We start from the raw sequence: 12,665 nt of genomic DNA, 5'->3' as shown, positions 1-12,665 counted from the left end.
AGCGCCAGCTTCATGTTGTTTGATTGCTCGGATAATTTGTTCTTCGGTGTAACGTTTTTTCATTTTGAGATCTCCATTGTCTCCAGTTTATTAGAAATCTCATCAAAGTCATGGTGTTAATTTTGGGGGAAAGGTCAATTTATTAAGTTTGTAGAGCCGAACAATTAATTGTAACTAAGGCTGTATAAAATCTACTGCAATTGAAGAAAGAATTGTTTTTGCTTGTTTAGTGAAGTATTCATCTTTAATTGTTTAGAACTGTGATAAAAATCTCCCGCTGATATGGTGTCATTAATGGCTTGGAGCTTACTATTTCTCGATAGTGCTTTTTTTCATTATTAATGACATAAACACGATACTACAGTGGAAAAAAGCATTATTGTGATTGGTTAATTAATTAGATGTTCTCGAACCACAATTTTCTCTTTGGTAACGAGGTTAAACCCCGATATATAAAGCCCTGTAGCCTAGTTGCCAACTACTATTGCTTTACCAGTAAGCTTTCGGCAACAAAAAAGGGGTAAAGTTTCCAACTAGGTTTGTAACAAGCCTTTTCGTAACTTATTGAAAAATAAAGGTGCTTAGTTTCCAACTAGATCTGTTGTGATCAGGATGTTATTCTCGCTGCACAGCGAGGGCTAATTAACTAAATTCGAAAGCGCCCCTAACAAGGGGCGCTTTTTTGTGGGTGTTATTAGGCGAATGACCCCTGTAGGTCAGCTTTGCTTTTCTTGTAGGTCAGGCTTTAGCCTGACAACTTGATATTCCTGATAAATCTAAACTCAGGCTTTTCAAATTACTACCTTGTCGGGCCGCCGACTTCGGGGCAGAGGAAATGCGCGCCCATTTCCTCTAACAACTCCTAGGGCGCCCGTAATTCGCTCATGCTTTCGAACTCAGGTCTTTCTGTTAGACGCTCTGCTCAGCAACTTTTCTACTTACACATTCTGTTCATAGCAGACTCGTTTTTATAGATAAGACGATCTTCAAGCTATTAAATTACGGATATACAGTTAAATCGTTCACTCTCTAAACGTTGGCAAATATTGTGATTTGGTTTTGAATCACCAACCCATTTAAATAGCTGATTGGGACTTTCATTGGGGAATATGCCTATTACTTTGTTAATTTTAATGTGCGATGGCTGTACATTTTTAATAAATAGAATTCCAGAATCTTTCTTTGCGTTTGCTTTATTAATTAATATATCATTGCTAAACAAAGGGAAAGTGGATTTTGGGTTGGTTGGGTTGAAGCTATCGGGAGCGTTGCCGCCGTAAACCTGATCGCATGTTCCAACATTGATGGAGCTCACTTTACCTTCAGCTACATCCGAACCAACCCAAATACCTGAATAAGAGTATTGTTCATAGCTTTCAGTGTAGTCATTATGCATCGTGGCTGAAAAACTTACATCAATATCACAAACATTAGCACCGTAAATAATATCACTTCCCGAATTTTCATGATGTTGAATTCTAACGCCATCGCTTCTAATATTTGTAACCTTCACGCCTGTTATATCAGCCGAAGTAACGCCTTCACCAGGCCTTAATGACTGGATGTTTACACCTATGGTTACATTATCTCCTGTTATGTCGTGAATACCAATGTTTGAACCTCTTCCTTTAACTAGAGCGCCGCCGACGTTCATTCCATTGACACCATTTATTCTGACATTTTGGCCTGAAGATACGTAGACGCAGTTATCGTGGATATTGTTACAACTAATATCTGACACTTTAACATCATTAGATGATGAGCCGAGTACTACTGCAGCCCCACTATCTGATGTAGAGACATTTCTTATGACACGGTCAAATATGGTATTGGATCGTGCATGTTCAATCCGGATGGCAGCATTCCAGTTTCCACCATTCTGCTCGCCATTAAATATCTTTTTCTCGGGCTGGTCACATGGGTTTTTACTATAGCTTCGACTCGCTGCGAGGTTGTTTATACAGGCATAACCTGATGAGAATAGTTTATTGAATGGCGCACCGAATGGGCGTTCTATTCGCTCTATAATGTTATCATTTGATACTAGCTTATGTAGGAAGCTATCATTAGCTATATTTTTAAAATAAAAGCCACGTGGTGACTCCAGCTCAAAGCCGTAAACGAACCCTGATGTAGAAATATTCTTAGCGATAATATTCCCAGAGCTAATGGTATTTACAAAAGCGTTATCAAAAGTACTTTTACATTTCTTGTTACTACAATCGTTACTCTTTTCCCAAGCTTCACTAAAAGGAAGTGATAACCATTTATGGAAACGCTCGTTTTTACTATCTTGTAAGAAAATACCTTGGGCGCTAAGGTCATCAATTCTAAATAATTTAGATACATCTCTGTAGTCAGCCTTAAACATTGACATAGCTATATCAACTGAGTCTGGCGCTACATCGCATTGCTTTAAAATTGTTGCGTTTTTACCAGCACCTACAATATGGACACTTCGGTTAGTACTTTTAGATGATCCCACTCCAAACAGAGAGTGTGTGTTCAGAGTGCTATTTATGCAATAAGTTGATGGAGCTAGCTTTATTACTGAATTAGTAGAGTCATCACCTTTTATTGGCTCTTTGTCTATTTCTTCTCCGCTAGAGCATTTGAGCATATGTTTAAATGCCTCAAAATCGTCATGCGTACCATCTGCATGAGCACCAAACTGCTCAGGCATTAGTTCTCCCTCGATTCTATTTTGAGAGACTAACTGTGAGTTAAAAATTGAATTGCATAGGTTAAAAGTGTGATATGTGGTGCCATTGACCTCATTTAAAAACCTTTTAATTGTCTCGTTACCATTTTTATCGATAGCCCTAATTGTTAGAGAATAATTACCAGCCGTTAGGTTCGTTATGTTATAAATCCACTCGCCATTAGTAGATAGGGTCATAGCAACTTCTGGATAACTTCCTATTTTAATAAAAATACTCTCTTGAGGTTTATGAGCCTCTAAGCGAATAGACGTGTCTACCAGTGCAATAGCTCGCGATTTTTTCACCGTACCATTTTTTATAGTGAAAGGTTCTACACTTACGTCAATACCGTCGCTGATTGGACCACAGCCGAATTCGTTACAGGCCTCTATTTGATAGCGCTTAACATTTACAGTTTCCATATATCTGCTGATAGGTAAGGTGTCCCTTTTCGCCAATAACTTTCCGTTTTCGTACAGGTTATAAAAGCTTGCATTTGGGATAGTCGTTTTGATATCAATGTCGAAGTATTTATTTAGAAATACGCTTGTATTCGCTAACTTCATAACTGGTTTCTGCGTGACTGGTCTTCCAATAATCACCGTGACTCTGTCACTAACCGGACCACAGCCATAGTTATTGCAAGCTTGTACCTGATAGTAGCGCTCACCTGTATCGTTTGGATAGCGCTTTATAGGCAGGTTTGACCTGGTAGCAAGCAAAGCACCATTTTCATATAAATGATAAAAAGTAGCATTCTTAGCTTGGTTTTGGACATCAATATCAAAATATACACCCACTGGCACAGTTGTATTTATAATAGATACAACCACCTTGCCAGGAATAGATGCATTCAATTTTTTCTCATTGGTTTTTTCAGGTAAATCGCAATTTATTGACTTGCAACTTTTTTCTTTGTGGACTCTGCTACTGCTACTGCTACTGCTACTGCTACTGCTACTGCTACTGCTACTGCTACTGCTACTGCTACTGCTACTGCTACTTTCTAAATTTAATTCAGAGGGGAAGGCTGTACTAAATTTTAAAGCGAATGTAATAATTATAGTTAGATAAAAAATCCTTAAATACATTTTGATGTCCTTATGTCAATAAATAAATGAGAGTTTTTATTTGTTTGAGATAATAGCATGTTTTATTTTTGTTTCATATTTAGGGTTAAGTTTTATAAATATTGGTTTGAATCGAAATTTCGCCTTATAACTCATCTTTTAAGAGTAATTCATCACTTTTAATCTGTGCTATGGAAGCCGCTTTTGTTGTATAGATTGGCGGTTGCTGCGAGGGTATGACGCTGAGCTGGATATACCAGTATAAGGCTTGGCCGTTAAGTCATGTCAGTAGCTAAGTGAAGCGGGTAACAAAAAGGCTGAGTTCTCAAGCAATAGCGAATTACGGGCGTCCTAGGAGTTGTTAGAGGAAATGGGCGTGCATTTCCTCTGACCCGAAGTCGGCGGCCTGACAAGATCTACCCAAAGATACTTTTGTCGGCACAAAGCAATGACCTACATGAGCATAGTTGCCAGGCTAAAGCCTGACCTACAGGTATCATCCTTGCCCGTATTGAAAGCTAAGTAAGCCAATGAGGGCAGGTCTTGCATTGTTCAGTCCATCACATTCACCTAGCCTCATGTTTCTTCTATCTCAATCCTCTGGCCCTTTGAGGGTAAAGGTTAGGTGCTTACGCATATCTTTTAGGATCACGCCTTTTTTCAGCATGGCGGCGCTTAAGCGTTTTTGCCATTTGAGTAGTTGAGATTCGGCGGCTTTGAGTGCTTGTTCATTTTCGAATTGAAAACACAGGAGCAGGGAGCCAGGGAATAATTGATACTCCACATCAAACCAGCATTGCAACATGCCGGGTATTTCTGCGCGCGCTTGTTCTTCGAGTGTATCGGCAACGTTGATCACCAGTGCCCGTTGTTTTAACTGGACTTTGGAGAGTTTTTTCATGGAAGTTCGAGATAAGGATTGACGATAATAGAGCATGATTATAACCGGGCAGAGGGCGCTATGGAATGTGGAGTGTATTAGGGAAGGAGTGTTGGGCAGGTCTTGCTTTTTTACCTCACAGCGGCTCTTAATTAACAAGGCACTCTTTTAGTTAGATAAGGTGTAGTGCAGATATTTTCACTCGGTTTTAGGGAAGTGGGCAGCTAAAGCCCGGCCTAAAAGGGTTTCACTATGATTGTTAGGCTAAAGCCTAACCTACAACGATTCACTAGCCCGACCAACAACGGCTCACTATAAAGCCTGTCAACAATGCGTGGTGGGGGGCTTTGGGGCTAAATTATCGTGTTCTTTGTCTATTTGTTGACAAAGTTCAACGCTGGCGATTAAATGCATCCCTAATATTTATAATAAGAAATTCAACTAACAATGAAAATATGCAAGGACGTATCGTTAATCATTTTCACCATGTTAGCTCTACAAGCATGTGTCTCCGCAGATATTGTATACACCGAAACCCATGCCATAGGGGATAAATCAAAAATCACCGAAGATGCAGAGCAAGTGTTTCATCACGACGGCAACTACAAATGGGCAGGTATTGTTGTTGGCCCCGTTGTTCCCCTTCCGATCCCTTTAACCATTCCCTATGGTCAAACAGGCACAACGTCATGGGTTGTTGATGGAAAAACAGTTTATTCAGAGTATGTAACAACGAAAGTAGACGGGGCGACCTGTACCATATTAATTGGGCCGTACTGTGGCACTGAAGTTACATGGGGTAACCTTCTTTTTGGCAGCATTCGCTGGCACTAGCTCTATCAGCTAAATTGAGACAAGTTCAGCATGGGGTAGGGCTTTGCTCAATGCAAAGCTTACATTAATGTATGAGTAACTAGAGCTATATAAACGGCTTTACTCAGTTGTGACGCGTTAACGTGTGATTTCGCCCCTGCCTCTCGGTATTGTTGGGGCCAGCGAGGTAAGTTCAGTTACACCGGATACTATACTTTCACGGATGGATCAGCTAACTCTACATCTGACTAAATAAACTGGTGTTGTTAGTGCTATCGTCAATTGCTCCTGTATTCCTTATTACCGATAAAAATTGACCTGCAAGGGTTGTATATGTTCGTCAGGCTAAAGCCTGACCTACAAGGATTTCACTATGATTGTTAGGCTAAAGCCTAACCTACAACGATTCACTAGCCCGACCTACAACGCTGCACTGTGCTTTTCAGGCTAGGGCCTGACCTACAACGCTGCATTGAGCTTGTCAGGCTGAAGCCCGACCTACACGCCTAAAAGGCTGACCTCCAGTGGTTTAGTGGGTGCCATATTATTATGGGATTTGCTTTGCTAATGATTGAAAAAGTGAGAATATTATCAATCTGCTGTATATGGAGATGTCAGCGTGGGTGTTATCTTTCCTATGATCATGTCGTTACCGGCTTATTTCTTTCTTTGTATTTTTGCCTTTGGTTTGGTTGACGATATCAAGCTATTCGCAGGTTTATGTCTTGTCGGTGTGCTCTTAAGCCTGTCTAATATTTACTTTTTGAGTAAGGCTAACTTTAAGGAAAGCTGGCAAGAACTAATACGGGCTTTTACTGATTCAACACGCCTCGATGCGCTACAAGAGCAAGTGGCTAAAAAAGAGAACCAACATCTACGTGGTTACGAGTGGCACAAAGTAGAGCCGGTGAGCTCTTTTACCATGCTATCGCCCTATGCGGACGGCTATAAGTCAGCATTGTCGTTTAAAGATAAAGTCGTGTCGTTAAACATCCTTGGCTTGGTTATGTTTTTCGTTGCAATCGTCGAAGCTATTATCGTGCCAGAGGAAGGAGTTATTCCAGGATATAAACTGACTCGCTCACCCACCTTGGAAGGAGGCATCTTTTTATTGCTGTTACTTTTTGCCGCCTATAAAACCTTTTCCCCTAAAAACACGTTCTACTTTGACGAGCAGGGAGTGTATTTGTCGAACGTGGCGTGTTTGTCAAAGGACACCTGTATAATGGATACCAGCGACATCGATAGCTTGCAGATCATCCGCTATGCTAGGCGCAACCAGCCACTACTCATTGACTATCAGCTCAACGTTGTAGCGCACAGCGGCGAGCGCATCAATATTTTGGAAAGTAACAGCTTAAGTGCAGCCTCTGCCTACGCTAATAGGCTTGCTAATCTATTCAAGAGCAAAGTGATAACGCTAAGCTAGAGGCATTTTGGATACATGGTTATGGGAAGCACTGACATAAGAGGCACTAAAAAGCTTAAGTGTCATCGTACTTTATCCACCCACACGGCAGTTAGAGCCTAAGGCAACTACAACGATTACTATGTTATTTCACACTTTATTGCTATTAATTTTTGTCTCTGCATGCGCTCATATTATTGCTGATAGTCGCCATAGCAGCGCGCTGTGCTACGTGTTTAAGCCCTTAACGACCGTGCTAATTGCCGTGTTGGCATATACCCAAACAAGCGGGCTTACACTGATAGAGTATTGGGTATTTGCAGGATTATTTTTCTCCCTTTTGGGTGACATCTTTCTAATGTTGAAAAAAGACTACTTTTTACAAGGGTTGGTCGCGTTTTTTATCGCTCATTTAGCTTATATCATCGCTTTCATTTACAACACCGAGTTCGTTCTAAGCCCCTTACTGCTGGTGGCACTAGTCATATACGCAGGTGTTCTTATCCGGTTATTAGATAAGCACCTAGGTGCGTTACGTGGGCCTGTTTATGCCTATGCTGCTGTGCTTAGTCTCATGGTTTTGGCAAGTTATATCTTTTGGCAGAGCTCAGGTTATTCGCTCAGCGTTTACGCCTTTATTGGTGCACTCCTGTTTATGATGTCGGATTCCATCTTAGCCTACGGTCGCTTTGTTACAAGTTATCAATGGACTCAGCCGATGTTACTTGCAACCTACTACCTAGCCCAGAGCTGCATTGCGTTGAGTATTACTCATCAAGGTTAGCTGCGAGGGCTCAGCTAGGGCGCATGAATCTTCTCGGTAACGCACCTTAATAAGCTGAGAGTGTCAATTGCCACTTGTTTAGCAAGGCTTGATATTGCCCTGATGCTTTGATGGCTTTAAGTGACTGGCGAAGTCGGGTGGCAAGGTCGGCTGGAAGCTTCTTGTTGGCAGTAATATGCAGCTCGCTGGGGAACTCGGGGAGGTGCAGTTTCTTTTCAAGCCGGTTGGGGTCAAGGCCGATACTGCGAAGTTCTTTATCTAACGACAAGGTGTTGGTAAGTACCAAGTCGGTGCGCTGTTTGTAGAGCATTTTCATTAAGCTGGCAGGCTCGGGCGCCAGTACTAAGTCATGTTGCAACGAAAAGCCTGCTTTTTGTAAGTATTGGTGGCTATAATAACCGCGTACCGTGCTTACTCGTAGCCCGCGAGCACTTTGCAAGTCAGTTAACTTAAATTGCCGCTCTTTAAGGCCAACCAGATAGGCGTGAGCATTAAAAACAGAACCTAAAAAGATGAATTCAGTCTCTCGCTGTGGAGTTTTTAGTAACGAAATCATCAGTGTGTTTGGTGTTGTTCGCAGCTCTTTAAATGCTCTTGCTTGAGGCATAATTTCCACCTGCCCTTGGCAACGGCACTGTGCTAAAACAATATTGACCACATCGACTAAGAAGCCTTGTGGTTGTTTTTCAGAGTCTGCAAAGTGTAACGGGTATAAATCTTCCGCTACAAACCTTAGCGGTGCTGAGGACCACGCTGAGGTGGGCAAAGCCAGCATTAATAACCACGCCAAAAGAGCAATACATGCGCGCATAAGTTACACTTTATTTACATCTTAAAAGACTAGCTTGCCGCAGTTATGCACATTTTTCCAGTGCTTTGGCATGCCCAGGTGAGTTTTAATGCAAAAAATAGCTTTATAAATGGTTAAGCGCTGAAAATACAAGTTCGTCCGGTTCTCATCCTCAGCGCTCATTGGGTTTTATCACTCTTTAATTATCAGCTTAAACGGATAGTAGCGGTCGATGCTGTCTTTATAGCCACCAACAATCACCTTGCCGTTGGATGAGATGTTACTGATAGTGACTCTTTTCATCGCTTTATTTGGGTTGAGCTGTTTTACAATGTCATCAAGAAAGTAAATGTGCTTTTGATGCCATAAGATAGGGCGATAAGTATCAATGTAATTTTCACCTTTATACTTTGCTGAGCCGAGGAATTTTGTGCCATCCCCTGACATAGCTGTGGCCGCCTCAGCTGGTATTGGCAAGGTGCTAAAACCATTAAACTCGTTCCATACCATGGGCGTATCGATGCTACAGCGTCCACCAATAGTGTGTCCGTCATGAGAGACGTCCTCGGCAATAAAGTGGCAGTCCTCTGGCGCGATGATAGGGGTTATAGTGTTATCACTTTTCCACACATAAACTTGCCCAGGTGTGCTGCCAACAATCACGCTGGCGTCTTCTGAGCTGTATGTTGCGTTACGCCACTTTACTTTGTCTTTGCCTGTACCAATCTCTTGTAATGATTTACCTATTTCCCACCGGAAGGCTCGTATATCCGATTGCCAGCCGGTATAGCCGACCACGGTTTTACCGTCTGCCGAAATGGATATCGCGGTGTTGATGTAATGGCTTTTTAGTTTGGGCACAGTGCGCATTTGTTGCTGCTTGGTCCACACAAAACTGGCCCCTCCATTATGGCCGACGATGACCTTGCCATCATCAGAGATATCCATGGGGAGCAGTACGTTGCGGTTATTTAACAGGCCAAGGTGGGTATGGCCGTCGCGCTCACTCCAATGAAATGCCATAGGGATTTTATCATCATGCTCATCCACTTTTTTGCCGTACACAACCACGTGCGAGCCGTCACCATTGACTAGTATGGCTCTTGTCCCTTTAGGTGCTTGATAAGGGTTAGGTATCATTTCTAATTGGAAGCTTAACTGGGCGCGGGCGGGTAGTGATTGCAAAAGAAGAAAAAAGCAGGCGATCAGCCAATGGAGTTTGTTCATCGTTTTTCATTTCCCTAAATGATTGAAGTGATAGTGCTGGCGGCACTACAAAAGTCCTTAACTGATTAATAATAAACTGTAATTTTGTCTTATGAAATAGCTAATAGAGAATGGTTATCAGGCTTTCGTGGCAACCTATATGAGCTTGGATTTTTATCAGGGCGGATAAAGTTCGTAATTAAAGGGCTCAGCTCTAGGTTGTCGCCTTGTAGATATGGCGTGTTATATTTATTCTTACTGTGTTGGCTTTGCTTTACTCAAGTGCGAGAAGAGTGATTAAGCCAGCTTATAAATAACCTGCAATTAAATAACGAAGAGGCTGTATGCAAGAGTCTGAATTAATGTCACAAGTGGGCCAGCGTAAGCAGCAGCAAAGCGAACTGGTTAACATTGTGCACCAGCACTATGGCGATTATGTGTTTGATTCTCCCGACGCCATCACCACCAGTGAAAGTGTTTATTTCCCCATAAAGGAAGGAGTGTTAGCTGGCTACTGGCTCGATACCGATGCCTCGGATTACCCTATGTTGCAGGGCAAAGCAGTGGCGACAATTGAAAATCTCTATTTCTTTGTATTTACGCCACAACAAATGCAGGAACTGGTCCTTAACGCCAGCGCGGACGAAGAACAATAGCGCCGGAATAAAAACGCCCAGAAACCAAGAGCAAGGTACGTGATCGGCCCATACTTTAAGGCCGATTTGCTCGCTACTTTAAGAGCATATTAACCGCCATAATAACCAACAACAGTGCAAATATTTTCTTAATGGTGGCCACAGGCAGGGTTTGCGTGGCCTTGGCTCCTAGAGGCGCGCTAAACCATGAAGTACAAACTATTCCCGCTAACGCTGGCAGGTAAACAAAGCCAGCAAAACCATCTGTAAGGGCGAGATGTTGCGCCCCTGCACTGATGTAACCAATTGAGCCGAATAAGGCAATAACAATGCCGCATGCAGATGCACAGCCAATGGCTTTTTTCATATCCACAGAGAAAAAGTTCAACAGCGGCACTAAAACTGCGCCGCCGCCGATACCGATCATGGCCGATAAGCCACCGGTAAGAGTTGTTAACGTTGTTAGTACTGCTTTATTAGGCAAGGAGCGTGCATTGGTGCTGGTACTTTTATTGCCCATCAGCATTTTTATAGCGATGGCAAACACACTAACAGCAAATACCCAGCGCACCACGTGCTCAGGTAATAGTGCTGCCATAAAGCCGCTGATCAGGGCGCCTAAACCAACACCTAGCATCACCCAAGGCGCTAACTGCCAGGGAACGTTGCCATGTTTATGATGAGCGATGGCTGACGATGTAGATGTAAACAAAATCGATGCCAATGAGGTGGCAATGGCGGTAACTACAACCTGCTCAGGGGGCAACACGTCAAAGTGCAGCAAAATCATGCTCAGAATAGGCACAATGACGAGCCCGCCACCAATGCCAAGTAAACCCGCTAAAAAGCCCACAGCATTGCCCAGTATTGCGCAGAAAACAAATAGTACGACTAACTCACTCATTTCATTATTCTCTTTGTTATTTGCTTGAAACGGCTAATGACCCCTGCAAGGGGGTGTATCGCGTTATCTAGCAATCCACCTATTGTGTCACTTGATTGCCACCTGAGGCGTGAGTATATCAATATCATTACGGCAATTAGTGCTGCTAAGTCATGAATATTCCTCAGCTTTTACTTGAGGAAAATACATCCTTATATATAGATGGCTAGAAGTCTGTTTGTTTTTGGGGCGGTGTGCTCACGATTTGCCAGGGCTTTTTGAGGGAATAGCAACGGCTTTGCCAGCAAATGAATCATGCTCATGTTTTACCTGAAATTAAACCGTTTTTCTTCATCCAAGTATGTACGTATAACTTAAGCCATGTTGTTGAGTAGGTTGGCTCACACAGCCACAGCGGTCATCACCCTGGCAGCATCAGCATACTCAGCACGAAGACGTTTGCTTTCACCTTAGGAATTTGGATACCAACGAGTCATGAAAAAAGATTTCACATTTACCATTAAGAGCATTTGTCTTGATGAGCACTATACGCCGTCAGACACTACGCGTATTACCACCAACTTTGCTAACCTGGCTCGCGGCGAGAGCCGCCAAAAAAATTTACGCAACGCCTTAAGAATGATTGATAATCGTTTTAATGCGTTGGCCAATTGGGATAACCCCGAAGGGGACCGTTACGGCGTAGAGCTAGAAATTGTGTCGGTAGATATGCACATCGACGGCGATGAACAAGCCTTTCCATCGATTGAAGTGCTGAAAACCAACATTATCGATCATCGCACCAATGAGCGTATCGAGGGCATTGTTGGCAATAACTTCTCGTCATATGTGCGCGATTATGACTTTAGTGTGTTACTGCTAGAGCACAACAAAGATAAAGAGGGCTTTAGTGTCCCCGGTGATTTTGGTGAACTGCATGGCAAGCTGTTTAAGCATTTTGTTGAGTCCAACACTTATAAACAGCATTTTGCCAAGCTACCTGTTATATGCCTTAGCGTGTCAGACAATAAAGTTTATCGCCGCAGCGAGAATCAACATCCAGTCTTAGGTGTTGAGTATCATCCCAACGAGTCATCATTAACCGAGCAGTATTTTAAAAAGATGGGGCTTCAGGTGCGTTACTTTATGCCGCCAAACAGTGTAGCGCCGCTAGCCTTTTACTTCTTTGGTGACTTGTTAAACGATTACACCAATTTGGAATTGATCAGCACTATTAGCACCATGGAAACCTTTCAGAAAATTTATCGCCCAGAGATCTACAACGCCAACGCAGTAGCGGGCAGCTGTTATCAACCTAACCTGAGAAATGCGGATCACTCGCTCACGCAAATTGTTTATGACCGCGAAGAGCGCAGCCGATTGGCGATTGCCCAAGGTAAATTCGCCGAGCAGCACTTTATTAAACCCTATCAGTCGGTACTTGAGCAGTGGTCTGCCAACACCGCTTTATAAATAACAACAATCTAGAAGAGT

General features: G+C 42.7%; 10 protein-coding genes. 5 read left to right on the top strand and 5 right to left on the bottom strand.

The window, feature by feature from the left end; genetic code table 11:
- Window positions 1-994: 994 nt before the first annotated feature.
- Both MHM89_RS16395 and MHM89_RS16390 read right to left on the bottom strand, forming a co-directional pair.
- Window positions 995-3,559: a hypothetical protein gene (locus MHM89_RS16395; RefSeq protein ID WP_239409250.1), complete on the bottom strand. Its 2,565-nt coding sequence runs from the start codon at window positions 3,557-3,559 to the stop codon at window positions 995-997.
- Window positions 3,560-4,364: 805 nt separating this feature from the next.
- A complete protein-coding gene (locus MHM89_RS16390) occupies window positions 4,365-4,673 on the bottom strand; it encodes a hypothetical protein (protein WP_239409249.1) in 309 nt (102 codons plus the stop codon).
- Window positions 4,674-5,099: 426 nt separating this feature from the next.
- On the opposite strand from MHM89_RS16390, the gene MHM89_RS16385 reads away from it, so the two are divergent.
- The 3 genes from MHM89_RS16385 (at window position 5,100) to MHM89_RS16375 (ending at window position 7,657) form a co-directional block, all read left to right on the top strand.
- On the top strand, window positions 5,100-5,486 hold the full coding sequence (locus MHM89_RS16385; RefSeq protein WP_022946228.1) for a hypothetical protein: 387 nt from the start codon (window positions 5,100-5,102) through the stop codon (window positions 5,484-5,486).
- 598 nt (window positions 5,487-6,084) lie between these two features.
- Window positions 6,085-6,894: a hypothetical protein gene (locus MHM89_RS16380; protein ID WP_239409248.1), complete on the top strand. Its 810-nt coding sequence runs from the start codon at window positions 6,085-6,087 to the stop codon at window positions 6,892-6,894.
- 121 nt (window positions 6,895-7,015) lie between these two features.
- Complete coding sequence (locus tag MHM89_RS16375; RefSeq protein ID WP_239409247.1) at window positions 7,016-7,657, top strand: lysoplasmalogenase; 642 nt, start codon at window positions 7,016-7,018, stop codon at window positions 7,655-7,657.
- Window positions 7,658-7,703: 46 nt separating this feature from the next.
- On the opposite strand, the gene MHM89_RS16370 is transcribed toward MHM89_RS16375, so the two are convergent.
- Window positions 7,704-8,468 (bottom strand): transporter substrate-binding domain-containing protein, encoded by a 765-nt coding sequence (locus MHM89_RS16370; RefSeq protein WP_239409246.1) that lies wholly within the window; start codon window positions 8,466-8,468, stop codon window positions 7,704-7,706.
- Between the two features lie 171 nt (window positions 8,469-8,639).
- Complete coding sequence (locus MHM89_RS16365; RefSeq protein ID WP_239409245.1) at window positions 8,640-9,674, bottom strand: hypothetical protein; 1,035 nt, start codon at window positions 9,672-9,674, stop codon at window positions 8,640-8,642.
- A gap of 323 nt (window positions 9,675-9,997) precedes the next feature.
- Between MHM89_RS16365 and MHM89_RS16360 the strand changes: the two genes are divergently transcribed.
- Window positions 9,998-10,309 (top strand): hypothetical protein, encoded by a 312-nt coding sequence (locus MHM89_RS16360; RefSeq protein ID WP_239409244.1) that lies wholly within the window; start codon window positions 9,998-10,000, stop codon window positions 10,307-10,309.
- A gap of 73 nt (window positions 10,310-10,382) precedes the next feature.
- On the opposite strand, the gene MHM89_RS16355 is transcribed toward MHM89_RS16360, so the two are convergent.
- Window positions 10,383-11,192: a sulfite exporter TauE/SafE family protein gene (locus MHM89_RS16355; protein WP_239409243.1), complete on the bottom strand. Its 810-nt coding sequence runs from the start codon at window positions 11,190-11,192 to the stop codon at window positions 10,383-10,385.
- Window positions 11,193-11,666: 474 nt separating this feature from the next.
- Between MHM89_RS16355 and MHM89_RS16350 the strand changes: the two genes are divergently transcribed.
- Entirely contained in the window at window positions 11,667-12,644 is a 978-nt protein-coding gene (locus MHM89_RS16350; RefSeq protein ID WP_239409242.1) for a DUF1852 domain-containing protein, read from the top strand.
- Window positions 12,645-12,665: the final 21 nt, after the last annotated feature.

Source organism: Pseudoalteromonas sp. CNC9-20 (assembly GCF_022347875.1).
GTDB classification, from domain to species: Bacteria; Pseudomonadota; Gammaproteobacteria; order Enterobacterales; family Alteromonadaceae; genus Pseudoalteromonas; species Pseudoalteromonas ruthenica.
The sequence above is the reverse complement of the archived record's forward strand: the minus strand, read 5'-3'. Positions and strand labels throughout refer to the sequence as shown.

Coding starts and splice junctions, on each gene's coding strand:
- MHM89_RS16390 (WP_239409249.1), bottom strand. CDS start 4,673: ATGAAAAAACTCTCCAAAGTCCAGTTAAAACAACGGGCACTGGTGATC.
- MHM89_RS16385 (WP_022946228.1), top strand. CDS start 5,100: ATGAAAATATGCAAGGACGTATCGTTAATCATTTTCACCATGTTAGCT.
- MHM89_RS16375 (WP_239409247.1), top strand. CDS start 7,016: ATGTTATTTCACACTTTATTGCTATTAATTTTTGTCTCTGCATGCGCT.
- MHM89_RS16370 (WP_239409246.1), bottom strand. CDS start 8,468: ATGCGCGCATGTATTGCTCTTTTGGCGTGGTTATTAATGCTGGCTTTG.
- MHM89_RS16365 (WP_239409245.1), bottom strand. CDS start 9,674: ATGAACAAACTCCATTGGCTGATCGCCTGCTTTTTTCTTCTTTTGCAA.
- MHM89_RS16360 (WP_239409244.1), top strand. CDS start 9,998: ATGCAAGAGTCTGAATTAATGTCACAAGTGGGCCAGCGTAAGCAGCAG.
- MHM89_RS16355 (WP_239409243.1), bottom strand. CDS start 11,192: ATGAGTGAGTTAGTCGTACTATTTGTTTTCTGCGCAATACTGGGCAAT.
- MHM89_RS16350 (WP_239409242.1), top strand. CDS start 11,667: ATGAAAAAAGATTTCACATTTACCATTAAGAGCATTTGTCTTGATGAG.